Here is a 25,417-nt window from a genome sequence, read left to right on the forward strand (position 1 = left end):
CCTTCCCCGCCACCTCGCCGATGTCACGGAGAGCGCCCATGGCCCACGAACCCACGCTGGTGGCCGGCATGGAACTGGTCGGAGAGTTCGAGGGCTCCGGCTACCGGGAACCGCCCCAGCTGGTCTGCCGCCCCGACGGCCAGATCGTCCGCCTCCCCGCCCTGCTCTACCAGGTCGTACGGGCGCTGGACGACCCTCACCGTTCCGGACCGGAACCGGTCATGACCCGGGTGGCCGCCGAACTGAGCCGCGAGACCGGCCGCGACTTCACCGCCGAGCACGTCGCCTTCCTGCTCGACAAGAAGCTCGCCCCCCTCGGCGTCACCACCCACAGCGACGGCTCGCCGCCGCCCCCCACCCCCAGGAAGGACCCGTTCCTCGCCTTCCGGTTCCGGCTGGCGGTGCTCCCCGAGAACGCCACCTGGTTCCTCTCCGGCCTCTTCGCCTGGCTGTTCCGCCCGGCCGTCATGGTCCTGGCCCTGAGCGCCTTCGTGGCGGGCGAGATCTGGTTGTGGACGACCCAGGACACCGGCGCCGCGCTGTGGTCCGTGCTCTCCTCCCCGGCCAGCGTGCTCCTCGTCGTCCTCCTGGCCATCGCCTCCTGCGCCTTCCACGAAATGGGCCACGGCGCCGCCTGCCGCTACGGCGGTGTGCGACCCGGCGCCATGGGGTGCGGCGTCTACCTCGTGTGGCCCGCCTTCTACACCGACATCACCAACTCGTACCGGCTCGGCCGCGCCGGGCGCATCCGCGCCGACCTGGGCGGCGTCTACTTCAACGCGCTCTTCGGCCTGGGCCTGGTCGCGCTGTACGCCGCGACCGGCTTCACACCGCTGCTGGTGGCGATCCTCTCCGTCCACCTCGAGATGATCCAGCAGTTGCTTCCCACGCTGCGGTTCGACGGCTACTACATCGTCGCCGACCTGATCGGCATCCCGGACCTCTTCAAGTACATCGGGCCGATCCTGAGGCGCGTGGTGCTGCGCCGTCCCCAGGACGAGCGGTTGAAGGCGCTCAAGAGGTGGCCGCAGATCGTGGTGGCGGGCTGGGTCCTGTTCCTGATCCCGGCACTCTCCCTGCAGCTGGGCCTGCTGCTGATCAACCTGCCGCAGCTGCTACGGGCCGACTGGGACAAGGCCGGCCTGCTCCTACGGGCCGCCACCGCGGCCGACGACCCGGTCCTCCCCATGACCGCCGCGTGCCTGCAGATCCTGCTCCTGGCCCTGCCGATCGCCGGCCTGGGCCTGATGCTCGCACAGGCGGCCCGCGCGCTTATCCGCCGATGCCGCCGCCGCGCTTGACGGTGCGGATGAAGGCGGCCCAGGTGGCGGCATCGAAGACCAGGGCCGGGCCCCGGGGGGCCGTTTTGCTGTCGCGCACAGGGATGATGCCTGGCAAGTTGTCGGCGACTTCGACGCACAGGCCGTTGTCCCCATTGCTGTAGGACGATGTGCGCCATTCCGCCACTTCGACGCAGCTACCGCCGGTGCCGTCGCTGTAGGAAGACTTCCGCCAGGTGAGCGTGGTCGGGTCGTGTAATGCACTCATCGTGCCCCATAGCCCTCTGCTGTCGACTCAAGGAGGCTGAGGGAAGACGCTGGTGAGAGCGCCGCAGCCCTGACGAGATCGTAGGACTTCCAGTTGCTCTCCACCAGGGCTGTGTCCTCGATAAGTTGGCCGCTACGGGCACCTTCGGTGTATACGACAGGTGGAGCGTCGGAGAAGTCCATGAGCATGACCATGCCGTCCATGAAGGCTTCGGCCATGGCTGTGAAGGGGAGCACCTGGACGATGATCCGAGGCCGCTGTGCCATTTCGATCACGTGCATGAGCTGCCGTTGCATCCCGGCAGAACCGCTGATATGGGACCACAGCGTCGACTCTTGAAGAACGATCCACATCAAAGGATGCGATGTATCGTCAAGCAGTTGCTGGCGGTCTACCCGGGCACGGACGAATTCCTCGACCTTGTCCTCTGCGGCGAACGGCTGGGCCGCACGGACGACGGCACGCGCGTACTCCTCCGTCTGCAGCAGGCCTGGCATCAGCACAGGCGAGTACTCGCTGATCGTCTTCGCGCGCAACTGGAGGTCTGCCGCGTCCGCGAAGTAACTTGCCACTCCTTTGGATGCCCTGGAGAGTCGGCACAGCCGCTGCAGATGCTCGCCGCTCCCGAGCGCTTCGTCGAGCAGCTTCGAGATTTCCAACTGGGGTCGCCGTACCGCTGTCTCGAACTGTCCGATGTACGTCCCGGAGCAGAACGCGCGCTGGCCGAGCTGGTCCTGAGAAAATCCGGCGTCCTCTCTCAGGCGGCGCAGCTCCGATCCGTAGAACGCTCGAGCGTCGGCGTACGGGTCCGAGTTCCTGGGCTGAGTCACCGTGCCAGCGTAGCCCCGGGTGCGGCCGGATTGCGCTCATTCCCTTAGGATCGCGAACAGTCGAACTCCTGGGGGAATCCGTGAAATTGAGGCTCCGCACCGTCGCGGCAATGGCCGCACTCGCCATCGGACTGACGGTCCAACCCGCGACCGCCGCAGCGGCACCGGCACCGGATGCCGAGTTGGACGCCCACGCACTCCAGTCGGCCCTCGACAAGCTCACCGCCGCCGGCGCACCCGCCGCACTCGCGGAGGTGCGGGTGGGGGACAAGACGTGGTCGGGGGCCAGTGGGGTGCGGGATACGCGCACCAAGCGTCCCGCCCGGCCCGGTGACCGCTACCGCATCGCCAGCGTGACCAAGTCGATGGTCGCGGCCGTGGTCATGCAACTGGTGGACGAGGGGCGGCTGAAGCTCGACGATCCGGTGTCGCAGCATCTGCCGGGGCTGCTGCCGTACAAGGAACCGATCACCGTACGCCAGCTGCTCAACCACACCAGCGGTGTGCCGAATTACTTCGACCAGCTGTATTCGGAGACGGGCGACAAAGAGCTCGAGGAGATGGAGCGGAACCGCTACCGGTACTTCCCCCCGCGCGATCTGATCAAGATGGCGGCGAAAAAGCCGCTGGTGTCCAAGCCCGGTACGGAATTCCATTACTCCAACACCAACTACCTCGTCATCGGGCAGCTGATCGAGAAGAAGACCGGTCGTTCTCTCGGGACCGAGCTGGAACGGCGGGTGTTCCGCCCGGCGGGCATGAAGGACACGTCGTACCCGGTCGTGAACCCGTATCTCACCGGCCCGCATGTCGACGGCTACCACCTCGTCGAGGGCCGGCCGGCGCGGGACGTCACGGTCTACACGCCGTCGGTGTGGGGCGCGGCGGCGGGGGTGGTGTCGACCAACGCCGACGTCAACCGATTCTTCCGGGCGTTGTCCGACGGCACGTTGCTCTCCGCCGCCCGGTGGGCCGAGATGCGGGAGTTCTCGGTGGCGCCGTACGCGCTGGGAGTGGCGCCGGGAGGCGACCTGTGTCCGGCGCGGCCCGGCGAGTACCTGTGGGGGAACACCGGCAACGGGTTCGGGTACCGCACGATGTCGTTCAGCTCCCCGGACGGCCGGCGGCAGCTGAGCTTCAGCTGGACGCTGTCGGTGTCCGAGGTCGACGGCCCGCCCGCTGTGAGCAAGGCGGTGAACGACCTGGTGATGGCGGCCGTCGGCGCCACCTGCCCGCAGAAGGGGTGACAGCGTAAGGGCCGCACCCCCTCACCGGGGGTGCGGCCCTCGCGTCAGGCTCAGAACATCCAGCGGTACTGGTTCCAGCCGGAGTTGCCGATCTGCACGCGGGACTTGAAGGGGGACGAGGCGTTGCCCGTGCCCTTGTAGAGCCACAGCGAGCCGTCGCCGTTGCGGGCGATCAGGTCGGTGCGGCCGTCGAGGTCGACGTCACCGGTGGCGACCAGCTCGTTGAACTGGTTCCAGCCCGGGCCGATCTTCGTGCGGGCCTCGAACGGCTTGGTGGAGTCGCCGGTGCCCTTGTAGAGCCACAGCGCGCCGTCCTTGTCGCGGGCGACGATGTCGGTCTTGCCGTCGCCCGTCAGGTCGCCGCGGCCGGTGATCTCGGTGAACTGGCCCCAGCCCGGGCCGACCTTCTTGCGGCCGGACAGCGAGCCGTCGGCGTTGGCCACGTAGAGGAAGAGCACGCCGGAGCGGTCGCGGACGAGGATGTCCGACTGCTTCGAGCCGCCCAGGTCGCCGGGGGAGAAGAACGAGTCGTACTGGCCCCAGTCGTCGGCGACACGCTTTCCGTTGCCGCCGTCGGAGTACCAGACCTCCTCGGCCTTGCTCAGGACGTACGTGCCGTCGGCGACGCCGTTGCCGTCGTGGTCGACGTGGGTGGCCGCGCGGATGGAGTCCCAGCCGGTGTCGATCAGCTCACGGGAGGTCAGGCCGCCCTTGCCGTCGGGGCCGTAGAAGTACAGCTCGCCGGCGTCGTTGACCGCGCCGAGCGGCATGACCGGGGCCTTGGCGGTGGGGGCCGCCACCGCGCGGGGGGCCGCCAGGCCCTTGGCGGTGCTCTGCTGAGCCGGGGCGGTGGAGACCTTGGCCAGGCCGCGCGCGGCGTCGCGAGCGGCGGTGGAGCCCGCCGGGGTGGCCGCCATGGCGGTCCCGGCGGTGGTACCGGCCAGGGTTGCGGCTATCGCCGCGGTGACGAGACGCGACAGGGCGCGCCCACGCGAACGGCCGGAAGATCGAGCCATGTATTGCTCCATCAGTTTGAAAGGAAATGTCGTGGTACGCCCGGATAAAGCCGGGCGCACCACGTGATCGGCACGATCCTTTCACACGGCCTTTACGAGTCAACCGGTTTGGGTACCCGTCAAATACCTTGCTCCCCGTCAGATCCCCTTGCTCCCCAGCAGTTCCACCTCCGCCAGAACGGCCTCCCCGCCGCCCAGCGGCTCCAGCCGGTAGTGGCGGTACTCGCCGGGGGAGCGGAGCCGGAAGACGCGGGTCTGCCGGTCCCAGGCGAAGGCCTCGTCCGCGCGGCGGTCGACCTCCTGCCAGCTCCGCCCGTCCGCCGAGCCCGCCAGCACCCAGCCGTGCGGGGCCTTGGCGCGGTCGGCGGAGGTGAGGGTGTAGGAGTCGACGCGGGCGCCGGGGGCGACCTCGAAGCGGGTCGTCGTGAAGGTCGCCTCCGTGCGGGAGCTGTCGTCGGTCAGGGCCGTGGCGCCCGGCACGGTCAGGTCCGCCGGCGGCACCGGCACCTTGTCGTCACGGGTGATGGAGGTGGGGCCGGCGTTCTCTCCCGAGCCCCACGAGGACGGCCGGGGGCCCATGGCGAACTCCAGCGTGCCGCCCTGGGCCAGCAGGACGTGCGGGAGGGCGGTGGAGGTCCAGGGCCGGCCGTTGAGGCGCACGTCCTGGACGTAGATGTTGCGGGCGCTGTTGCGCGGCGCCTTCACGACGAGGTCGCGGCCGCCCTCCAGGTGCAGGGTGGCCTTGGTGAAGAGCGGGGAGCCGATCGCGTACTCGCCCTGCCCCATCACCAGCGGGTAGAAGCCCAGCGCGCTGAAGAGGTACCAGGCGGACATCTCGCCGTTGTCCTCGTCGCCCGGGTAGCCCTGGCCGATCTCGCTGCCGAGGTAGAGCCGGGAGAGGACCTCGCGGACCTTCTCCTGGGTCTTCCAGGGCTCGCCCGCGGCGTCGTAGAGGTACGCGATGTGGTGCGAGACCTGGTTGCTGTGCCCGTACATGCCCATGCGCACGTCCCGGGCCTCGGTCATCTCGTGGATGACGCCGCCGTAGGAGCCGGCGAACTTCGCCTCGCCGGTCTCGGGGGTGGTGAAGTAGCCGTCGAGCTTCTTGGCCAGGCCCGTGCGGCCGCCGTACAGCGTGGCCAGGCCCCGGGTGTCCTGGGGGGCGGTGAAGGCGAAGTTCCAGCCGTTGGTCTCGGTGTAGTCGTGGCCCCACACGCGCGGGTCGTAGGCGCCGGGCTGCAGCCGCCAGGCGCCGCTCGCGTCCCGGCCCTGGAAGAAGCCGGTCCGGGTGTCGAAGAGCCGGACGTAGTTGCGGGCGCGGCCCAGGAAGTACTCGGACTCGTCCAGGTAGCGCGTCTTGTGCGTCCGCTCGTACAGCGCCCGGCCCATCTTCGCCAGCCCGAAGTCGTTGAGGTAGCCCTCCAGCGCCCAGGACAGGCCCTCGCGGGTGGCGGTGCTGGTGTAGCCGAGGAAGACCGAGGTGTCCATGCCCTTGCGGCCGGTTCCGGGGCTCCCGGGCGCCACGGTCGCGTTCTTCAGCGCGGCCTCGTACGCCGCCTCCGCGTCGAAGGAGACGCCCTTGACGTAGGCGTCGGCGAAGGCGACGTCCGAGCTGGTGCCGGTCATCAGGTCGGCGTAGCCGGGGGAGGACCAGCGGGAGATCCAGCCGCCGTCCTTGTACTGCCGGACGAAGCCGTCGACGAGCCGTCCGGCGCTCTTGGGGGTGAGCAGGGTGTAGGCGGGCCAGGTGGTGCGGTAGGTGTCCCAGAAGCCGTTGTTGACGTACACCTCGCCGTCGACGACCTTCGCCCCGGTGGCGGTGGGGGTGTTCTGGCCGGCGGGCGGGGAGAAGGGGCTGGCGTAGCGGGGGCGCGGGCGGGCGGCGGAGCCGGTGTTCTCGAAGCCGGAATTGGGATAGAGGTACAGGCGGTAGAGGCTGGAGTAGAGCGTCGTGAGCTGGTCGCGGGTGGCGCCCTCGACCTCGACGCGGCCCAGCACGGCGTCCCACGCGGCACGGGCGCGGTCGTGGACCCGGGCGAAGGAGGCGCCCGCCGGGATCTCCTGCTCGAGGTTGGCACGGGCCTGCTCGGTGCCGATGAGGGAGGTCGCCAGGCGCAGCGTGACCGTGCGGTCCCGGCCCGCGTCGAAGCGCAGGTAGCCGGTGACGCCCTCGCCGCTGCCGGGGCCGTCGCCCTTGAGCCTGCCGCTCGCGGTGACCGGCCGGTCGAAGACGCCGTAGACGAACAGCCGGCCCGCGCCCGTGGACAGCCCGCTCCTGACGTCGGAGTAGGCGGTGAACGAGCGACGGTCGGCGTCGAGGGTCAGCCCGCCCTGGTTCTTGACGTTGTCGAGGACGACGGCCGCGTCGTCGCCGGGGAAGGTGAAGCGCATCATCGCCGCGTGGTCGGTCGGGGCGATCTCGGCCTTGAGGCCGTTCTCGAAGGTGACGCCGTAGTAGTGGGGCCGCGCGCTCTCGCGCTGGTGCCGGAAGGGCAGGGCGCGGGCGGCGCGCGAGGCGTCGGGGGTGCCGGCGGCGGCCGAGGGCATGACCTGGAAGGTCTGCCGGTCGCCCATCCAGGGGCTGGGCTGGTGACTGGCGGCGAAGGCCTGGACGGAGGGGAGGTTGGCCGCGTTGTTGGTGGCCGCGTACTGGTAGAGCCAGTCGGTGGAGCCGGCGTTGGTGACCGGGGTCCAGAAGTTGAAGCCGTGCGGGACGGCGGTGGCGGGGAAGGTGTTGCCCCGGGAGAAGTTGGAGCTGGAATTGGTGCCGCGCGTGGTGAGGACCCGGTCCGCCGGGTGGGCCGGGGGCCGCTCCGTCGGGGCCGGGCCGATGGAGATGTCGTCCACCCAGCCCCGGAACTTCGCCGGGCCCACGGGGGAGTCGTAGGCGATCAGGATCCGCTCGACGGTCTTGCCGGCGGCCACGGCCCCGATGTCCGCCTCCTTGTTGTTCCACTGGTTGACATAGAGCGTCTTGGAGGCGGCCTGCCCCTGCGGCGTCAGCTCGGCCCCGTGCTGGTCGACGGCGCCGAGCCGGCTGAGGTACGTACCGTCGGTGAACGCCAGGTCGAGGGAGACGTGCGTGGCGGGGTAACGGGCGTCGGCCTCGGGCAGGGCGGGGAAGACCTTGTACGCCAGCAGGGTGTTCCGGGCGATCTTGGTGTTCACCGCGAACACCTTGTTGTACGAGTAGCCGCGGCCGGTCGCCTGGTGCATGCCGCCGTAGCGCAGGGCGTGGGTGCCGGTGAAGCCCGCGCGGGCCTTGGCCGTGGGGGAGCCGGTGGGGCCGCGGTCGATGTGGCTGCGCATGTCGGCGGGCGGCGGGGTGCCGCCGCCGGCGGTGGCCAGCTGCACCTCGGCGAGCTGGAGGATGGGCTCGCCGCTGTTGCGGGTTATCTCCAGCCGGAACTGCCGGTAGGGGACGGCGCCGTCGAAGGCGAACTCCCGTGTCTGCAGGCGGCTTTCGAAGCTCTCGTCATGGCGGGTGTCCAGCACCTTCCAGTTCTTGCCGTCGTCGGAGCCCTTGAGCGTCCAGTCCCTGGGGTCGCGGCCGGGCGCGTCGTTGGCCGAGGTCAGCGCGTACCGTACGGCCTTGACCGGCTCGGACAGCTCGAACTCCAGCCAGGCGGACCGCTCGAAGTCCAGCCACTTGGTGGCGCTCTCGCCGTCGATCAGGTTCTCCTTCACCTCGCCCGCCTCGGCGTGCTCGCCGCTGGCGCGGACGGTGGTGACCTTGTCCGTCACATTGCCGGGGATGCCGCTGGAGTCGTCGCCGTCGATCCCGGCGGAAAGCCGCCGTCCGTCGTGGTCGGTCTCGACGGTGTTGCGCCAGTCGGGCTGCGGCTCACCACTCTCGAAGGAGGAGGCGAAGCGCTCGGTCGCGGCCCCTTTGGGCCCTTCGGGTGAGGCCGCCACGCCCATGGCGCCTTGCGTGACCTGAGCGGTCGTCATCATTACGGTGGCTGCGAACAGAGCGGTGGGGCGGGCGAGCGTACGCCATCGGAGGTACCCGAGTCTGTGTCGCATCCCTTGCCTCTCCACCAGGCCGACAACGTTGTCATACAAGCCGCGCAGTGTTAAGTAGGGCGTGAGACACCAGTGGTGTCAAGGGTCTCGGCGCTGGTGTCGCCGGGCGGGCGCCGGGGGGCCGGGGGCGGTCTGCCGGGGGGCCGCCGGGTGTGCGCCGGGAGGTGGCGGGCGGTGCGCCAGAGGGCCGCCGGGTGTGTGTCACGAGGTCTCAACTCGGGAAAGATGCGCGGTCGAAGCCGCTTGCGATCTTGCCCAGTTGATCGAAGTGGACTATACCTGTCGGCGTCCGGGACGGGTTTTTCCGGCCCGCCGCGCGGTCCGCGCAACACTCCGCGCTTCCGGTTCGCGTACGCCCCGCACCATCCGGTTCACGTACACCCCGCACATCCGGTTCACGTACGTCTCGCACCATCCGGTTCTACGCACATCTCGCATATCTCGTACATCTCGCACCATCCGGTTTCACGCACATCCAGCTTCAACCGACGCGCGGTGTCGGGCCCTTCGTCGACGGCGAACGCCCAAGGGGAGAGGTGTCACACCGCCTGAGTCCTGGAGAAGGCGAGGACTTGAGCATGGGATCCACCCCGGAACACGGCCGGCGCCCGGAATACGGCCGACGCGACCTGATCAAGCGAGCGGCGGCGATCGGCCTGATCTCGGTGCCGGCCATGAGCGCGCTCAGCGCCTGCGCGAGCGGCGGGGACGGCGACGGCGGCAAGCAGGTGGACAAGGGGAAGAAGAGCGAGAAGAACCCCCTCGCCGTCAACGAGAAGGCGGCCCTGGACGTCGTCATCTTCGACGGCGGATTCGGCCAGCAGTACGCCAAGGACGCGGAGGCCGAATACCGCAAGGCATTCCCCGACGCCCAGGTCAAGCACTCCGCCACCCAGGAGATCCAGACCCAGCTCCAGCCCCGCTTCAACGGCGGCACCCCACCGGACCTCATCGACAACTCCGGTGCCAAACAAATGGACATGGGCACCCTCGTCGGCAAGAACCAGCTCACCGACCTCACCGCCCTGCTGGACGCGCCCTCCTACGACGACCCCGCCAAGAAGGTGCGTGACACGCTGCGCCCCGGCGTGGTGGAGATGGGCCAGTTCGAGGGCAAGGAGACCTGGATCCTCTACTACGCCTACACCGTCTACGGCGTCTGGTATTCGAAGACCAATCTCCAGAAGCTCGACGCGCAGTACCCCGAGACCTGGGACGAGATGCTCAAGGTCTGCGAGGCAGCGAAGAAGAAGGGCATCGCCGGCTGGACGTACGCCGGAAAGTACCCGTACTACGTGCCGTTCAGCCTCTACCCCTTCATCGCCAAGATCGGCGGCGTGGAGGTGCTCAAGAGAATCGACAACCTCGAGCCCAACGCGTGGAAGGACCCGGCCGTCAAGGCCGCATTCGAGGCGTACTACGAGCTCTACAAGAAGGGCTACATCCTCCAGGGCTCCCCAGGGCTGACCCACATCGACTCGCAGACCGCCTGGAACCAGGGCAAGGCGCTGTTCCTCCCCAACGGCTCCTGGGTGGAGAACGAGGCGAAGAAGACCACGCCCCAGGATTTCCGGATGGCGGTGGGGGCCCCGTCCAGCCTCGACAAGAACAGCGACAAGATGCCGTTCGGCACCATCTGGGCCTCCGGCGGCGAACCGTTCATCGTGCCGAAGAACGCCCGCAATCCGCAGGGCGGCATGGAACTGCTCCGCGTCATGCTGGGCAAGAAGTCCTCCCAGAACTTCATCAAGTCCGTCTCCTCGCTCACCTCCCTCAACGGCGGCACCGAGGGCCTCACCCTCCCGTCCGGCCTGGCCTCCTCTCAGCAGGTGCTCGAGGCGGCCGGGAAGAACGTGGTCAACCCGCGGCTGCAGGACTGGTACGTCGCCCTGCAGAAGGAGAAGATCGGCGTCGCCGCGATCGGCGAGATGATGGCGGGCCGCCTCACCCCCGACGAGGCCATCACGAAGATCCAGCGCTTCGCCGACGAGACCGCCAAGGACGACTCGGTCAAGAAGTACAAGCACAAGTGAGCGGTGGCGGCCATGCAGCACGGTAAGTACCGTTTCATCGCGGGGTTTCTGGTCCTCCCGCTGGCGATCTACGGCATCTTCGTCATCTCGCCGTTCGTCCAGGCCATCTACTACTCCTTCACGGACTGGACCGGACTGAGCCCGGACTTCCGCGTGACCGGGACCGACAACTACCGGCGGCTCTGGAACGACGACGTGTTCTGGACGTCCGTCGGGCACAACGTCCTGTTGCTGCTGGTGCTGCCGCTGGTGACGATCGGCCTCGGACTCTTCTTCGCCTTCATGCTCAACGTCGGCGGCCGCCGCAGGAAGAACGCGGCGGTCGCCGGAGTCCGCGGCTCCGGCATCTACAAAGTCGTCTACTTCTTCCCGCAGGTGCTCTCGATCGCGATCGTCGCCCTGCTGTTCCAGTTCGCCTACAACCCCAACAGCGGCGCCCTGAACTCCTTTCTGAGCGCCGTCGGCCTGGACTCCGTACGCCCCGAATGGCTGGGCGACCCGGACCTGGCCCTGTGGTGCGTGATGGCGGTGATGGTCTGGAGCAACGTCGGCTTCTACGTCGTGCTCTTCTCGGCCGGAATGAGCTCCATTCCCCGGGACTTCTACGAGGCCGCGCTGCTGGACGGCGCCAACCGCCTGCAGACCTTCTTCCGGATCACCCTGCCCCTGCTGTGGGACACCGTGCAGACGGGCTGGGTCTACATGGGCATCATGGCGCTCGACTCGTTCGCCGTGGTCCAGATCATGACCATCGGGCCCGGCGGACCGGACTACTCCACCGAAGTGCTCTCCTTCTACCTCTACACCAAGGCGTTCCGCGACGGCCAGGCCGGATACGCGACCACGCTCGGGGTCGCGCTGCTCATCGTCACGCTGCTTTTCGCGGGCATCGTCATGAAGCTCGGCCGGCGCGAGCGACTGGAGTACTGATGCGCGTACGTACGACCACCGATGCGACCGATGCCGCCGATGCCGCGGCCACCGGAATTCCGGCGCAGCGCGGACGGCGGGCGCGGGGCCCAGGGGGCCGCGTCGGCAGCGAGGGCGGCCTGCTCAACGTCTTCTCGCACGGCGTCCTCCTGCTGTGGGCCCTGATGGTCACGCTGCCGCTGCTGTGGGCGGTGATGAGCGCCTTCAAGACCGACAAGGAGATCTTCACCTCGCCGTGGTCGCCGCCGAGCGGCCTCCACGTCGACGCCTGGGGCCGGGCCTGGTCCCAGGCCCACATGAGCCAGTACTTCCTCAACTCGCTCATCGTCGTGGCCGGTTCGCTGGTCGGCACCATGCTGCTGGGTTCGATGGCGGCCTATGTACTGGCCCGCTTCGAATTCCCCGGCAACCGCTTCGTCTATTTCCTCTTCGTCGCCGGAATGAGCTTCCCCATCATCCTGGCGCTGGTCCCGCTGTTCTTCGTGATGGAGAACATGCAGCTGCTCAACACCTATCCCGGGCTCATCCTCGTCTACATCGCCTATTCGCTGCCGTTCACCATCTTCTTCCTCAGCGGCTTCTTCCGGACCCTGCCCACCTCGGTCGCCGAGGCCGCGCTGATCGACGGGGCGTCGCACACCCGTACGTTCTTCCAGGTGATGCTCCCCATGGCCAGGCCCGGCCTGATCAGCGTGGGGATCTTCAACTTCCTGGGGCAGTGGAACCAGTACCTGCTGCCCACGGTGCTGAACGTCGGCGACGACGACAAGAAGCTGCTGCCCCAGGGCCTGGTGGCGCTCGCGGTCAGCCAGGGCTACAAGGGCGACTGGTCCGGACTCTTCGCCGGCCTGGTCATGGCCATGCTGCCGGTCCTCGGCGCCTACATCGTCTTCCAGCGCCAGGTCCAGGCGGGACTGACGGCGGGGGCGCTGAAGTAGGGGGCCGCCGGGCCGGTGCGGTGGTGCGGCGGGGCGGCCGGGCTCGGGCCGCCCCGGCCCCAGTCCTACGATGAGGCCTCAATGTGGTTCAAGCCCTTGACGGCTTCTCCCCTGCACGGCTGAGCTTAGAGTTCAGATGTTGTAGGGATGGCCGGGCTTCAGAGTCGCAGTCCGGCCCATGGGGCGGTGGTCGTGCCGTCCCGGTGAGGCAGGAGTGGATGGGCGTGGAGACTCCGGGGTCGCAGTCATCGCTGCACCGGGCCAACCTGGAGCGGGTCGTGCGCGCGGTGCGCATGGCGGGGTCGCTCACGCAGGCGGAGATCGCTCGGGCCACCGGCCTGTCGGCGGCCACGGTCTCCAACATCGTCCGGGAGCTGAAGGACGGCGGGACGGTGGAGGTGACGCCCACGTCCTCCGGTGGGCGGCGGGCCCGTAGCGTGTCGCTCTCCGGTGACGCCGGGATCGTCGTGGGCGTCGATTTCGGGCATACCCACCTGCGGGTGGCGATCGGTAATCTCGCCCACCGGGTGCTGGCCGAGGAGGCCGAGCCGCTGGATGTGGACGCCTCCGCGGCGCAGGGCCTGGCCCGGGCGGAGTACCTGGTCAAGAGCCTGATCGCGGCGGCGGGGATCAGTCCGGACAAGATCGTCGGGGTGGGGCTCGGTGTGCCCGGGCCCATCGACGTGGAGTCCGGGGTGCTGGGCTCGACCGCGATCCTGCCGGGCTGGGCGGGCACCAACCCGCGTGACGACCTCGCGGCCCGCCTGGGCGTGCCGGTGCACGTGGACAACGACGCCAACCTGGGTGCGCTGGGCGAGCTGGTCTGGGGTGCCGGCCGGGGTGCCGCCGATCTGGCGTACATCAAGGTCGCCAGCGGTGTGGGCGCCGGACTGGTGATCAACGGGCAGATCTACCGGGGGCCGGGCGGCACAGCGGGCGAAATCGGGCACATCACTCTGGACGAGTCGGGTCCGGTGTGCCGTTGCGGCAACCGTGGCTGCCTGGAGACGTTCACGGCCGCCCGGTATGTCCTGCCGTTGCTGCATTCGGCTCATGGAGCCGACCTGACCATGGCCAGGATGGTGCAGCTCGCGCACGACGGCGACCCGGGTTGCCGGCGGGTGATCGCGGACGTAGGCCGGTATATCGGCAGCGGCGTGGCGAATCTGTGCAATCTGCTCAATCCCAGCCGGGTCGTGCTCGGCGGAGACCTCGCCGAGGCGGGCGATCTCGTGCTCTCGACCATCCGCGAGTCCGTCTCGCGCTACGCGATTCCCAGCGCGGCGCGGCAGTTGGAGGTCGTACCGGGCGCGCTGGGCGGCCGGTCGGAGGTGCTGGGCGCGCTGGCGCTCGTGCTCAGCGAGATGGGCGACTCGACCCTGCTGGACGACGCCGGGGCCGGGCACGCCCCCTCGTTCGGCCGCTGACGCATGCCCGTATTGCGTCGTTCTTGAGTTCAAACAGATAACGAATGGCATCGTTGCCATCTCGTTAAGGATTTACTTCTTGACGGTCACTTGGCGGCCGAGTTGACTTCCAGCCACCTCGGCCGCAACGACGCGGCCTCGTCAGGGAGGTATCTGCACGTGAATTCTCATCTGCGTCGGACCGCGATCGCCCTTGCCGCCGTTTCGATGGCCGCCGGACTGGCCGCCTGTGGCAGCGCCAAGGAAGCGGCGGGCGGGGAAAAGAAGAAGGACAAGGACGGCCCGCTGACCATCGGCCTCCTGCTCCCGGAGAACCAGACCGCGCGTTACGAGCGGTTCGACAAGCCGCTGATCGAAAAGAAGATCAAGGAATTGGCGGGCGCGGACACCGTCGTCCTCTACGAGAACGCCAAGCAGGACGCCTCGGTCCAGCAGCAGCAGGTCGACACGATGATCACCAAGAAGGTCGACGCGCTGATCGTCGACGCGGTGGACGCGAAGTCGATCGCCTCCTCGGTGAAGAAGGCCGCCGACAAGGGCATCCCGGTCGTCGCCTACGACCGCCTCGCCGAGGGCCCCATCAAGGCCTACACCTCCGTCGACAACGAGCGGGTCGGCAAGATCCAGGGCGAGTCGCTGCTCAAGGAGCTCGGCGACAACGCCTCCAAGGGCGAGATCGTGATGATGAACGGCGCGATCACCGACCCGAACGCCAAGATGTACAAGGACGGCGCCCACTCCGTACTCGACGGCAAGGTCAAGGTCGGCAAGGAGTACGACACCAAGGAGTGGAAGCCGGAGAACGCCAACGAGAACATGAAGGGCGCCATCTCCTCGCTGGGCAAGGAGAACATCGTCGGCGTCTACTCCGCCAACGACGGCATGGCCGGCGGCATCATCACCGCCATGAAGAGCGCCGGCTTCGACAAGCTCCCGCCGGTCACCGGCCAGGACGCCGAGCTCTCCGCCGTGCAGCGCATCCTCGCCGACGAGCAGTTCATGAGCGTCTACAAGCCCTACAAGCCCGAGGCGGACGCGGCGGCCGAGCTGGCCGTCTCCCTGGCCAAGGGCAAGGGCGCCGAGAGTGTCGCCAAGTCGACCGTCGACAGCGGCACCCAGAAGAAGATCCCCGCCGTCATCGTCACCCCCTTCGCGCTGACCAAGGCCGACATCGGGAAGTACGTCGGCAAGGAGGGCTTCTTCGGCCTCGACGAGATCTGCACCGACAAGTACAAGGAGCAGTGCGAGAAGGCCGGGCTGAAGTAGCCCCCCGAAGCAGCCCCGCCCCCCTCTCGAGACTCCGTCCGGCGCCCTCCCCCCCGGCGCCGGACGGAGCACCCCCCGCCGGTTTCCGGCGGAGCAGTCCGCCGGTCAAGGCGGCGAAGGAGATGATGCACGTGTCCGCTACGCCCGTGCTGGCGTTGCGCGGGATCTCCAAGCGGTTCGGCGCCGTCCAGGCGCTCACGGACGTAGAGCTGGAGATTCACGCCGGTGAGGTGGTCGCCCTGGTCGGCGACAACGGTGCCGGAAAGTCCACCCTGGTCAAGACCATCGCCGGAGTCGGTCCCGCCGACGACGGCGTCATCGAGTGGGACGGCCGCCCCGTCACCGTGGACCGGCCGCACGCCGCCCAGGAACTGGGCATCGCGACCGTCTACCAGGACCTCGCCCTGTGCGACAACCTCGACGTGGTCGGCAACCTCTTCCTCGGGCGCGAGATCGTCCGCGCCGGGGTGCTCGACGAGGTCGAGATGGAACGCCGCTCGCGCGAGCTGCTCTCCACCCTCTCCATCCGGATCCCCAGTGTCCGGATCCCCATCGCCTCGCTCTCCGGCGGGCAGCGGCAGACCGTCGCCATCGCCCGTTCGCTGCTCGGCGAGCCCAAGATCGTCATCCTCGACGAGCCCACCGCCGCGCTCGGCGTCGAGCAGACCGCCCAGGTCCTCGACCTCGTCGAGCGGCTGCGTGAGCGGGGCCTCGGCGTGATCCTGATCAGCCACAACATGGCCGACGTCAAGGCCGTCGCCGACCGGGTCGCCGTGCTGCGCCTGGGCCGCAACAACGGCACGTTCGACGTCGCGACGACCTCGCAGGAAGAAATCATCTCCGCCATCACCGGTGCGACGGACAACGCCGTCACCCGCCGCAAGGCCCGATCCGCCGCAGGTGAGAAGGCAGAGGAGGGCACCAAGTGACCACCGACCTGTCCAAGGACCCCCAGGACACCCCGCAGGAGCCCGAGGACACCCCGCGGGCCGCCGCGGCGGCCGTCACGGCCGTCGACCCGCGCCTGCTGGTCCGCCAGGAGGGCTTCGCCGGCTACTTGAGCGAGTTCCGCCGCAAGCTGCGCAGCGGCGAGCTGGGCTCGCTGCCCGTGGTGGTCGGCCTGATCATCATCGGCCTGGTCTTCCAGCTGCGGGACTCCGCCTTCCTCGGCGCCGAGAACCTCTCCAACCTCTTCGTCACCGCCGCCGGCACCGGCCTGATCGCGGTCGGCATCGTCTTCGTGCTGATCCTCGGCGAGATCGACCTGTCCGTGGGCTCGGTCAGCGGCCTGGCCGCGGCCACCTTCGCCGTCCTCAACGTCAACCACGGCATGCCCGAGTGGCTCGCCCTGGTCGTCGCGATCCTCTCCGGCACCGTCGTCGGCGCGCTGCACGGCTTCTTCTTCGCCCGTATCGGCGTGCCCGCCTTCGTGGTCACCCTGGCCGGTCTGCTGGGCTGGAACGGCCTGATGCTGCAGGTCCTGGGCTCCAACGGCACGATCAACCTCGACGACTCCGGTCTGGTCGCGGGGCTGACCAACCACTACTTCAGCGACGTCGCCGCCGCCTACGGGCTGGCCACGCTGAGCGTCGTGGCGTTCCTGCTGGTGTCCCTGCGCGACGCCAAGCGGCGCGAGGCGGCCGGCGTGCCCAGCCGCCCGGTCAGCGAGATCGTCCTGCGGACCGCCGCCCTGGCGGTGCCCGCCTACGTGGTGGCGTGGCTGTTCAACGAGTACAAGGGCCTGCCGATGGCCGTGGTGATCTTCCTCGGGGTGGTGGTCGCGCTGGACTTCGTGCTGCGCCGCACCTCCTACGGGCGCAAGGTCTTCGCCCTGGGCGGCAGCGTCGAGGCGGCCAGCCGGGCCGGCATCAACGTCGCGGCGGTCCGGATCTCCGTCTTCGCGCTCTCCGGCACCATGGCGGCCCTCGGCGGCATGTTCCTGGCCTCCCAGATCAACGCCGCCAACCAGTCCTCCGGCGCCGGCAGCCTGCTGATGAACGCCATCGCGGCGGCCGTCATCGGCGGCACCAGCCTCTTCGGCGGCCGCGGCAAGACCTGGTCCGCGCTGCTGGGCGTGCTGGTGATCCAGTCCATCGCCTCCGGCATGGCCCTGCTGGGCATCGCCTCGGCGGTCCAGTACATGATCACCGGCGCGGTGCTGCTGGCCGCCGTCGTGATCGACTCCGTCTCCCGCCGGACGCAGAAGACGGCCGGGCGGGCGTAGGGCGGCCGGACGGTCGTAGGGGCGGCCGGACGGTCGTCACGGACCGTCCCCGCGAACGGGTGGGCGCCGGCCAGTGGGGGCCGGCGCCCACCCATGCCCCTTTGCGGCGATTTACGGGGTGGCTGCGCCGATCGCGTGACATTGGTCGCATCACCCGTTCACCGCCACTCCGGGCGGAACATTAGACTCGACGGATCTAGAAGGCCCGCATGCGGCGTCTAGAGCTCGACAACGGCGACGACAGCTCGATGAAGGAGGCACGGGTGGCCCTGCTGACCCGCATCAGGGGACCGCGCGATCTGGACCGGCTGAGCCCGGAGCAGCTCGACCGGCTCGCCGCGGAGATCCGCACCTTCCTCGTCGACGCCGTCTCCAAGACGGGCGGCCACCTCGGCCCCAACCTCGGCGTCGTCGAGCTGACCATCGCCCTGCACCGGGTCTTCGACTCGCCCAAGGACAAGGTCCTCTTCGACACCGGCCACCAGGCCTACGTCCACAAGCTGCTCACCGGCCGCCAGGACTTCTCCCAGCTGCGCGCCAAGGGCGGCCTGTCGGGCTACCCCTCGCGCGAGGAGTCCGAGCACGACGTCATCGAGAACAGCCACGCCTCCACCGTCCTGGGCTGGGCCGACGGCCTCGCCAAGGCCAACCAGGTGCTGGACAGGTCCGACCACGTCGTGGCCGTCATCGGCGACGGCGCGCTCACCGGCGGCATGGCCTGGGAGGCGCTGAACAACATCGCCGCCGCCAAGGACCGCCCGCTCGTGATCGTCGTCAACGACAACGAGCGCTCCTACGAGCCCACCATCGGCGGCCTCGCCAACCACCTGGCGACCCTGCGCACCACCGACGGCTACGAGCGCTTCCTGGCCCGCGGCAAGGACCTCCTCGAGCGCACCCCGGTCCTCGGCAAGCCCCTCTACGAGACGCTGCACGGCGCCAAGAAGGGCCTGAAGGACTTCATCGCCCCGCAGGGCATGTTCGAGGACCTGGGCCTGAAGTACGTCGGCCCGATCGACGGCCACGACATCGAGGCCCTGGAGTCCGCCCTGCAGCGCGCCAAGCGCTTCGGCGGCCCCGTCCTCGTGCACTGCCTGACCCAGAAGGGTCGCGGCTACAAGCACGCCGAGCAGAACGAGGCCGACCGCTTCCACGGCATCGGCGCCATCCACCCCGACACCGGCCTGCCCGTCGCCTCCGGCGGCGCCAGCTGGACCTCCGTCTTCGCCGACGAGATGGTCAAGCTCGGGCAGGAGCGCGAGGACATCGTGGCCATCACCGCCGCGATGATGCAGCCCGTGGGCCTCGGCAAGTTCGCCAAGGCCTTCCCGGAGCGCGTCTACGACGTCGGCATCGCCGAGCAGCACGCCGCCACCTCCGCGGCGGGCCTGGCCACCGGTGGCCTGCACCCGGTCTTCGCCGTCTACGCCACGTTCCTCAACCGCGCCTTCGACCAGGTCCTGATGGACGTCGCCCTGCACAAGTGCGGCGTGACGTTCGTGCTGGACCGGGCCGGCGTCACCGGCGACGACGGCGCCTCCCACAACGGCATGTGGGACATGTCGATCCTCCAGGTCGTCCCCGGCCTGCGGATCGCCGCCCCGCGCGACGCCGACCAGGTCCGCGCCCAGCTGCGTGAGGCCGTTCAGGTCAAGGACGCGCCCACCGTCGTGCGCTATTCCAAGGGCACCGTCGGCCCGGCCGTCGAGGCCGTCGGCCGCGTCGGCGGCATGGACGTCCTGCGCGAGCCCGCCGAGGGCACGGCCCGGCCCGACGTGCTCATCGTCTCCGTCGGCGCCCTCGCCCCGATGTGCCTGGAGATCGCCGACCTGCTCGACAAGCAGGGCATCTCCTCGACTGTCGTCGACCCGCGCTGGGTCAAGCCCGTCGACGAGGCCCTGCCCGGCCTCGCCGAGAAGCACCGCGTCGTCGTCACCGTCGAGGACAACGGCCGTGTCGGTGGCGTCGGTTCGGCCGTCTCCCAGGCGCTGCGCGACGCCGGCGTCGACCTGCCGCTGCGCGACTTCGGCATCCCGCCGCGCTTCCTCGACCACGCCTCCCGCAAGGAGATCATGGCCGAGATCGGGCTGACCGCCCCCGACATCGCCCGTCAGGTCACCGGCCTCGTCGCCAAGCTCGACGGCCGCTACGAGGACACCCCCGAGGGCACCCCCGAGGACCCGGCCGAGGCCGCCGGGGCCGTCCGGGACTGACGCTCACTCATATCGCCGTAGCCGAAGGGCCGGCCGCACCACCTTCCGAGGGTGGTCCGGTCGGCCCTTCCGCACTGGTGCGCCGGACCTCCATCGGGTGAATCCTGGACGGGGTGGCTGTGGCCGCCCGGGAACGGCCCCGAACATCGCGGACACTCGCTCAGTTCAGAGGAGGACGAGTGACGCCGAGCAGGTGGAGGTGAGCCGATGAGCACAGCGCATTCCGACCGGAACGGCCGCGGCAGGAGCGGCATGTTCCGGACCAAGACCGTGGAGCAGTCCATCCAGGACACCGAGGAGCCGGAGCACGCGCTCCGGAAGGACCTCTCCGCCCTGGATCTGACCGTGTTCGGAGTCGGTGTCGTCATCGGCACCGGCATCTTCGTCCTCACCGGAAAGGTGGCCAAGGAGAACGCCGGGCCCTCGGTGGCGCTCGCCTTCGTCCTCGCCGGCATCGTCTGCGGGCTCGCCGCCCTGTGCTACGCCGAATTCGCCTCCACCGTGCCGGTGGCCGGCTCCGCGTACACCTTCTCGTACGCCTCGCTCGGCGAACTCCCCGCCTGGATCATCGGCTGGGACCTCATCCTGGAACTGGCACTGGGCTGCGCCGTGGTGGCCGTCGGCTGGTCCGGCTACATCCAGTCGCTGATGTCCAACGCCGGCTGGTACCTGCCCGGACCGCTCACCGGGGCGCACGACGGCACCTTCGGCTTCGACCTCCTCGCCTGCGTCCTCGTCCTGGTGCTGACGGCCATTCTGGTCGCCGGAATGAAGCTGTCCTCGCGGGTGACGGCGGTCGTGGTCGGGATCAAGGTCACCGTCGTCCTCATCGTCATCATCGTCGGCTCCTTCTTCATCACGGGCAGCAACTACCGCCCGTTCATCCCGCCCACCCAGGAGGCCGCCTCCAGCGGCGGGCTCGCCGCCCCGCTCATCCAGACGATGTTCGGCTTCACCCCGTCCAACTTCGGCGTCATGGGCATCTTCTCGGCGGCCGCCGTCGTCTTCTTCGCCTTCATCGGCTTCGACATCGTCGCCACCGCCGCCGAGGAGACCCGCAACCCCCAGCGCGACCTCCCGCGCGGCATCCTCGGCTCGCTGCTCATCTGCACCGTGCTCTACGTGGCCGTGTCCATCGTCGTCACCGGCATGGAGAAGTACGACCGGCTCTCCGTGAAGGCACCGCTCGCGGACGCCTTCAAGGCCGCGGGCCACCCCTTCTGGGCGGGCCTGATCAGCTTCGGCGCTGCCGTCGGCCTCACCTCCGTCTGCATGATCCTGCTGCTGGGACAGAGCCGGGTCTTCTTCGCCATGAGCCGCGACGGCCTGCTGCCCCGCTTCTTCTCCATCGTCCACCCCCGCTACGGCACGCCCTACCGCTCGACGATCCTCCTCGGCGTCATCGTCGCCGTGGTCGCCGGCTTCACCTCGATCGACGTGCTGGCCGAACTGGTCAACATCGGCACGCTCTTCGCCTTCATCGTCGTCGCGATCGGCGTGGTCCTCCTGCGCCGCGCCCGGCCCGAGCTGCCCCGCGCCTTCCGCACCCCGTTCGTGCCCTACGTCCCCGCGCTGTCCGTCCTGGCCTCGCTGTGGCTGATGCTGAACCTGCCCACCGAGACCTGGGTGCGGTTCGCCGTGTGGATGCTCATCGGCGTCGTCGTGTACTTCGTCTACGGACGCCGCAAGAGCCGGGTCAGCCGGGCCGCCGACCGGCGGCCCACCGTCTGACCCTCTCCTCGTCCGTTCCCTCGCCGTTCGCGCCCCGCCCGGGACGCGAACGGCCCCGCGGCCCTCCCTACGGCCGCACCGTGCGCGGCCCGGTCACCTCGGCGCCCAGCGCCCCGACCCGCCGCCGCAACTCCCGGTCCGCGGTCACCACCACACAGCGCCGGCCCGCCGCGCGGCCGGCCACCACCTCCACCACACGGTCGTCGCCGCTGCCGCCGGCCGCCGCCACGCCCACCCCCGGCACCGGCTCCACCCCGCGTGCCGCGCCCTCCACCACCAGCACGACCTCCAACGGCCCCGGCAGCGGGGGATCGACCGTCCCCGGCGGCAGCCCGGACTCCGCGTACGCCGCCAGCGCGTCGCGCAGCCGCCGCGCCGCGCCCGCCCGGTCGCGCCACCAGCCGTCGGGCACGGATCCCACGACGTTGGCGGCGTCCACGACAAGAAGGGGGAGGGTCATGGCGACAGCCTGGCACGGCCCGGCGCGCTCCCGACGGCCCGGCAGCCGCGGGGAAACGCAATGTTATTGTCGAGGGTCGACAAAAAGCTCCAAGAGAGGCTGGCAGCGAGTCATGGCAGTGCGGACGTCCACCCCCACCACCGGCTGGTTGCTGCGGGGCAAGGACGGACGGCTGACGGCCTACGCGCCGGCGTCCGGAGGCCTCGTCCGCTGGACCGAGACGCGCCCCGGCGGCCCCGAATGGACCGGCCCCGAGCGCTTCGTGGTGCCGGGCCTGGAGCCCCACCTGTCCATAGCGCAGAGCCCCGAGGGCTACGTCAGCCTGGCCGGCCTGCGCCGCCGCGCCCACGACGACGGCCGCGCCGAGACCGACGTGGTCTACACGACCCAGTTCCAGCCCGGCCGCGCGCTGACCACCTGGCGCTCGATCGGTACCCCCTACGGCCAGGACTGGCAGCGCGCCGACCAGATCGGCGCCCCCACCGCGGTCGTCGACCGCGTCGGCCTGCACGTCTTCGTCCGTAACGCCGGCGGCGGCGTCTGCGGCCGGCGCCAGGACGCGCGCGGCATCTGGGGCCCCTGGACGGACATGAAGGGCAGTCACGTCCTCGACACCATGTCCGCCGCCGTCACCGCCGACGGGCGCGTGGAACTCCTCGCCCCCGCGAGCGAGTTCGTCCTGCGCTGGCGCCAGGAGGAGCCCGGCGGCCCGCTGCGCCGCGTCCTGAACACCCCCGCCAAGCCGCTGGCCGGCTCGGCCTCCTCGGCCCCCGCCGCCGACGGCGCCATCGCCCACCTCTGGCGCGACTCCGCCGACCGCGTCCTGCACGTCCAGCGCCCCGCCGCGCCCACCGGCCCCGGCAGCCAGGAGGGCGCCGAGGCCCCCGCGCCCGTGGCCGTACCCTCCCTCGGCGGCGACGCGAGCGGCCCCGTGGCCGTGCTGCGCACCACCCTCGACGGGCGGGAGTGCACGATCCTGGCCCAGCGCGCCGGCTCCGGCCTGCCCGCCGTGGCCGCGTACGCCGGCCAGGAGGACGAGGCCGCCGAGGCCGCCTGGTCCGAGACCGGCGAGGAGTGCGTGGGCGCGCCCGCGCTGGCCCTGGACGCCAAGGACCGGGTGGTCGTGGCCGCCCTCGGCGCGGACGGCGTGCTGCGCGTCGCGCGGCAGCGGGTGGACGAGCCGGGGCTGGCGCTGGGGCCCTGGACGCGGGTGTAAGGCCCCCACTGAACGGTCTCTCCGTAAACACCGGGGAGACCGGCGGGCCAGGACCCGCACCGACCCATCGGACACGCCCTAGGCGCGGCCCGCGCTCCAGCGCTTGGTCACCTCGGTCAGGGCCCGTACGGCCTTCGCCACCAGGTCGTCGCTCATCCGCACCCGCCGGCTGTGCTCGACGTGCAGGAACGGCACCCCGACCGCGTCCGCGTGGTCGCCCTCGACATTGGTACGGCCCTCCAGGCGGCCGCAGTAACGCTGCCAGACCTCGCAGACCCGCAGCTGCTGCTTGCGCAGCCCGGAGGCGAGGCGGCGGGCGGCGGGCAGGCCCGCGTCGCCCTTGCCGGGCGAGACGACCACGTCCTGGTCCGGGAGGCTGCTGTCGGCGAAGCCGTGGACCTGCACGGCCGGCAGGCGGCGGTCGGCGAGCGCGTCGGAGACGGCGGCGAAGACCGAGTCGGAACGGTGCGCGACGTCGGCGGGGCCGGACCCCTCCTCGCCCTCACCGCCGTCGGTGCCGGAACCGGCGGCGCGATGGGCCCCCGCCAGGATCAGCACCCCGCCCGGCGAGCTGCGCAGCAGTCCGATGCCGAGCTGTTCGGTGCGCTGGTCGGCGCTGGGGTGCGGCACCTGGACCGACCAGTGGGCGGGCCCGTGCAGGTCCACGTAGACCCGGCCCCAGCCGCGCGTGGTCTCGCCGTCCTTGGTGGCGTCGGCGATCTCGGCGAACTCGCGGCCGCCGTCGCGGTCGACGAGGGTGCGTACGGTGTAGCCGGCCCCGGCCAGGGAACGCTCGGCGGCGGCGTGGTCGCCGTCGAGGAGGAAGCGCACCCCGTCGGCGATGGCCCGGCGGTCGGCGGGGGCGGGGATCCGGTACCGGCCGCCCTGCGTGATGCGGTCGGTGAAGGACGTGATCCAGGCCGCGAGGTCGACGGAGCCCGCGGGAGCCGGTGGGACGGTGTGCCGGGAGGAGCCGTCCGTGGCCGACCGGACGGGGCCGCCGGGCTTGGCGCAGCCGCTCGCCCCGGCCAGCGCGGCCAGCGTCGCCGCGCCGAGCAGGGCGGGGACGACGCGGGCGGCGATTACCGGCTTGGGCCTCATGGCGGTAAAACTACCCCGGTGAAGCTCTTCCCCCGCCGCCGCCTCGTCCCCGCCGTCGCCGCTGTGGCCCTCGTCGCGACAGGGACGGCGGGCTACGTCTACCTCGGCGGGGGCGACGACGCCGTCGAGGCGTCGTTCACGCTCGCGGCGGGCGGTGACGTCCTGATCCACCCGGAGATCACCGACCAGGCGAACAAGGACGCCAAGGAGGCGGGCCGCCCGGGCCCGGACTTCGGCGCCGTGATGGCCGGGATCAAGCCGGTGGTCAGCAAGGCCGATCTCGCGGTCTGCCACCTGGAGACGGTCCTGGCCGACCCCAAGGGCCCCTTCCTCGGCTACCGGAAGTTCAGCGTGCCGCCGCAGATCGCCGGCACGCTCAAGGACATCGGCTACGACACCTGCTCGACGGCCTCCAACCACACCCTCGACCACGGCCCCGAGGCCGTGAAGCGCACGCTGGACACGCTCGACAAGGCGGGGATCAAGCACACGGGCTCGGCGCGCGACGCGAAGGAGGCGGCCACCCCGAACATCCTCGACGTGAAGGGGGTGAAGGTGGCGCAGCTGTCGTACGCGTACGGCTTCAACGACACGACCGTGCCCAAGGACAAGCCGTGGCTGGTCAACGAGACCGACGTCAAGCGGATGGCGGCGGACGAGAAGGCGGCGCGGGCGGCGGGTGCCGAGGTGGTCTTCGCCAGCGTGCACTGGGGCAGCGAGGGCCACAACGAGCCCAGCAGGACACAGCTGCGGCTGGCCCGGCGCATCGCGAAGGAGACCGGTATCGATCTGGTCATCGGCCATCACGCCCATGTGGTGCAGCCCTTCGAAAAGGTCGAGGACACCTGGGTCGCCTATGGGCTGGGCAATCAGGTGGCGCGGCACGCCGAACCCCTCGGGATCACCGAGGAGGGCGTGATGGGCTGGTTCGAGTTCAGCAGGAAAAACGGCAAGTGGTCGGTTTCGGACGCCCGGTTCGTGCCGACGCTGGTGGAGCTGGAACCGAAGATCCGCCTGGTGGACGTGGGGGCGGCGCTGCGTCGCGAGGACCTCACGAAGGAGCGGCAGGCGCGTTACCGGACGGCGTACGAGCGCACGCGCGGAATCGTCCTCAATCGTGGGGCGGATGCCGACGGATTGCGGCCGCTCACCATCACAGAATAGTCACGACTAAAGGGATGAATTTGACCGTGGACACACAAATCCTTTTG

The 25,417-nt window shown here is 70.1% G+C and carries 19 protein-coding genes; 13 read left to right on the forward strand and 6 right to left on the reverse strand.

The genetic code is table 11. The features are described from left to right. Positions 1–38 precede the first annotated feature (38 nt). Complete coding sequence (locus AB4K12_RS10790; protein ID WP_368433987.1) at positions 39–1,301, forward strand: hypothetical protein; 1,263 nt, start codon at positions 39–41, stop codon at positions 1,299–1,301. On the opposite strand, the gene AB4K12_RS10795 is transcribed toward AB4K12_RS10790, so the two are convergent. Together AB4K12_RS10795 and AB4K12_RS10800 are read right to left on the reverse strand one after the other, a co-directional pair. Beyond that, entirely contained in the window at positions 1,273–1,548 is a 276-nt protein-coding gene (locus AB4K12_RS10795) for a DUF397 domain-containing protein (protein ID WP_368433988.1), read from the reverse strand. The two genes, AB4K12_RS10790 and AB4K12_RS10795, sit on opposite strands and share 29 nt — an antisense overlap. After that, positions 1,545–2,378 carry a Scr1 family TA system antitoxin-like transcriptional regulator gene (locus AB4K12_RS10800; RefSeq protein WP_368433989.1) on the reverse strand — a complete coding sequence of 278 codons (834 nt, stop codon included), beginning with the start codon at positions 2,376–2,378 and terminating at the stop codon, positions 1,545–1,547. The genes AB4K12_RS10795 and AB4K12_RS10800 overlap by 4 nt, the downstream gene beginning before the upstream one ends. A gap of 110 nt (positions 2,379–2,488) precedes the next feature. Here AB4K12_RS10800 and AB4K12_RS10805 point away from each other — a divergent pair, with 110 nt between their 5' ends. Then, entirely contained in the window at positions 2,489–3,625 is a 1,137-nt protein-coding gene (locus AB4K12_RS10805) for a serine hydrolase domain-containing protein (RefSeq protein WP_368433990.1), read from the forward strand. A 50-nt stretch (positions 3,626–3,675) separates the two neighbouring features. Here the strand turns inward: AB4K12_RS10805 and AB4K12_RS10810 are convergent, their stop codons facing one another. Beyond that, entirely contained in the window at positions 3,676–4,641 is a 966-nt protein-coding gene (locus tag AB4K12_RS10810) for an FG-GAP repeat domain-containing protein (protein WP_368433991.1), read from the reverse strand. 138 nt (positions 4,642–4,779) lie between these two features. After that, positions 4,780–8,562 (reverse strand): GH92 family glycosyl hydrolase, encoded by a 3,783-nt coding sequence (locus tag AB4K12_RS10815; RefSeq protein WP_368434436.1) that lies wholly within the window; start codon positions 8,560–8,562, stop codon positions 4,780–4,782. A 683-nt stretch (positions 8,563–9,245) separates the two neighbouring features. Between AB4K12_RS10815 and ngcE the strand changes: the two genes are divergently transcribed. The 9 genes from ngcE to AB4K12_RS10860 all read left to right on the forward strand — a co-directional run bounded on the left by ngcE (position 9,246) and on the right by AB4K12_RS10860 (position 21,429). Next, complete coding sequence (ngcE, locus tag AB4K12_RS10820) at positions 9,246–10,700, forward strand: N-acetylglucosamine/diacetylchitobiose ABC transporter substrate-binding protein (RefSeq protein WP_368433992.1); 1,455 nt, start codon at positions 9,246–9,248, stop codon at positions 10,698–10,700. Between the two features lie 12 nt (positions 10,701–10,712). Next, entirely contained in the window at positions 10,713–11,630 is a 918-nt protein-coding gene (locus AB4K12_RS10825) for a carbohydrate ABC transporter permease (protein WP_086571390.1), read from the forward strand. Continuing rightward, positions 11,630–12,568 carry a carbohydrate ABC transporter permease gene (locus tag AB4K12_RS10830; protein ID WP_368433993.1) on the forward strand — a complete coding sequence of 313 codons (939 nt, stop codon included), beginning with the start codon at positions 11,630–11,632 and terminating at the stop codon, positions 12,566–12,568. The genes AB4K12_RS10825 and AB4K12_RS10830 overlap by 1 nt, the downstream gene beginning before the upstream one ends. Before the next feature lie 224 nt (positions 12,569–12,792). Continuing rightward, positions 12,793–13,995: an ROK family protein gene (locus AB4K12_RS10835; RefSeq protein WP_368433994.1), complete on the forward strand. Its 1,203-nt coding sequence runs from the start codon at positions 12,793–12,795 to the stop codon at positions 13,993–13,995. 159 nt (positions 13,996–14,154) lie between these two features. Then, positions 14,155–15,261, forward strand: a complete 1,107-nt coding sequence (locus tag AB4K12_RS10840) for a sugar ABC transporter substrate-binding protein (protein ID WP_368433995.1) — start codon at positions 14,155–14,157, stop codon at positions 15,259–15,261. Positions 15,262–15,383: 122 nt separating this feature from the next. Next, positions 15,384–16,190, forward strand: coding sequence for an ATP-binding cassette domain-containing protein (locus AB4K12_RS10845; RefSeq protein WP_368433996.1), 807 nt, complete (start codon positions 15,384–15,386; stop codon positions 16,188–16,190). Continuing rightward, the gene (locus tag AB4K12_RS10850) at positions 16,187–17,485 is read left to right on the forward strand and encodes a sugar ABC transporter permease (protein ID WP_368433997.1); all 1,299 of its coding nucleotides are present in this window, start codon (positions 16,187–16,189) and stop codon (positions 17,483–17,485) included. Before AB4K12_RS10845 ends, AB4K12_RS10850 begins: the two co-directional genes overlap by 4 nt. Positions 17,486–17,748: 263 nt before the next feature. Next, positions 17,749–19,698 carry a 1-deoxy-D-xylulose-5-phosphate synthase gene (dxs, locus tag AB4K12_RS10855; protein WP_362250083.1) on the forward strand — a complete coding sequence of 650 codons (1,950 nt, stop codon included), beginning with the start codon at positions 17,749–17,751 and terminating at the stop codon, positions 19,696–19,698. Between the two features lie 207 nt (positions 19,699–19,905). After that, positions 19,906–21,429 (forward strand): amino acid permease, encoded by a 1,524-nt coding sequence (locus AB4K12_RS10860; RefSeq protein ID WP_368433998.1) that lies wholly within the window; start codon positions 19,906–19,908, stop codon positions 21,427–21,429. Positions 21,430–21,496: 67 nt separating this feature from the next. Here the strand turns inward: AB4K12_RS10860 and AB4K12_RS10865 are convergent, their stop codons facing one another. Beyond that, positions 21,497–21,889, reverse strand: coding sequence for an NTP pyrophosphohydrolase (locus tag AB4K12_RS10865; RefSeq protein ID WP_368433999.1), 393 nt, complete (start codon positions 21,887–21,889; stop codon positions 21,497–21,499). Positions 21,890–22,001: 112 nt separating this feature from the next. Between AB4K12_RS10865 and AB4K12_RS10870 the strand changes: the two genes are divergently transcribed. After that, on the forward strand, positions 22,002–23,105 hold the full coding sequence (locus tag AB4K12_RS10870) for a hypothetical protein (protein ID WP_368434000.1): 1,104 nt from the start codon (positions 22,002–22,004) through the stop codon (positions 23,103–23,105). A gap of 78 nt (positions 23,106–23,183) precedes the next feature. Here the strand turns inward: AB4K12_RS10870 and AB4K12_RS10875 are convergent, their stop codons facing one another. Further along, positions 23,184–24,206, reverse strand: a complete 1,023-nt coding sequence (locus tag AB4K12_RS10875; protein ID WP_368434001.1) for a hypothetical protein — start codon at positions 24,204–24,206, stop codon at positions 23,184–23,186. 18 nt (positions 24,207–24,224) lie between these two features. Between AB4K12_RS10875 and AB4K12_RS10880 the strand changes: the two genes are divergently transcribed. After that, positions 24,225–25,370: a CapA family protein gene (locus AB4K12_RS10880; RefSeq protein ID WP_368434002.1), complete on the forward strand. Its 1,146-nt coding sequence runs from the start codon at positions 24,225–24,227 to the stop codon at positions 25,368–25,370. The last annotated feature ends 47 nt before the right edge of the window (positions 25,371–25,417 follow it).

It is taken from the genome of Streptomyces sp. C36, assembly GCF_040932295.1.
In the GTDB taxonomy this organism is placed as follows: Bacteria; Actinomycetota; Actinomycetes; order Streptomycetales; family Streptomycetaceae; genus Streptomyces; species Streptomyces triculaminicus.

Excerpts from the sequence above, each read along its gene's own strand:
- AB4K12_RS10815 (WP_368434436.1), bottom strand. The coding sequence starts at position 8,562 with ATGGGCGTGGCGGCCTCACCCGAAGGGCCCAAAGGGGCCGCGACCGAG.
- AB4K12_RS10865 (WP_368433999.1), bottom strand. The coding sequence starts at position 21,889 with ATGACCCTCCCCCTTCTTGTCGTGGACGCCGCCAACGTCGTGGGATCC.
- ngcE (WP_368433992.1), top strand. The coding sequence starts at position 9,246 with ATGGGATCCACCCCGGAACACGGCCGGCGCCCGGAATACGGCCGACGC.
- AB4K12_RS10790 (WP_368433987.1), top strand. The coding sequence starts at position 39 with ATGGCCCACGAACCCACGCTGGTGGCCGGCATGGAACTGGTCGGAGAG.
- AB4K12_RS10825 (WP_086571390.1), top strand. The coding sequence starts at position 10,713 with ATGCAGCACGGTAAGTACCGTTTCATCGCGGGGTTTCTGGTCCTCCCG.
- AB4K12_RS10830 (WP_368433993.1), top strand. The coding sequence starts at position 11,630 with ATGCGCGTACGTACGACCACCGATGCGACCGATGCCGCCGATGCCGCG.
- AB4K12_RS10805 (WP_368433990.1), top strand. The coding sequence starts at position 2,489 with ATGGCCGCACTCGCCATCGGACTGACGGTCCAACCCGCGACCGCCGCA.
- AB4K12_RS10870 (WP_368434000.1), top strand. The coding sequence starts at position 22,002 with ATGGCAGTGCGGACGTCCACCCCCACCACCGGCTGGTTGCTGCGGGGC.
- AB4K12_RS10860 (WP_368433998.1), top strand. The coding sequence starts at position 19,906 with ATGAGCACAGCGCATTCCGACCGGAACGGCCGCGGCAGGAGCGGCATG.
- AB4K12_RS10845 (WP_368433996.1), top strand. The coding sequence starts at position 15,384 with ATGATGCACGTGTCCGCTACGCCCGTGCTGGCGTTGCGCGGGATCTCC.
- AB4K12_RS10875 (WP_368434001.1), bottom strand. The coding sequence starts at position 24,206 with ATGAGGCCCAAGCCGGTAATCGCCGCCCGCGTCGTCCCCGCCCTGCTC.
- AB4K12_RS10795 (WP_368433988.1), bottom strand. The coding sequence starts at position 1,548 with ATGAGTGCATTACACGACCCGACCACGCTCACCTGGCGGAAGTCTTCC.
- AB4K12_RS10810 (WP_368433991.1), bottom strand. The coding sequence starts at position 4,641 with ATGGCTCGATCTTCCGGCCGTTCGCGTGGGCGCGCCCTGTCGCGTCTC.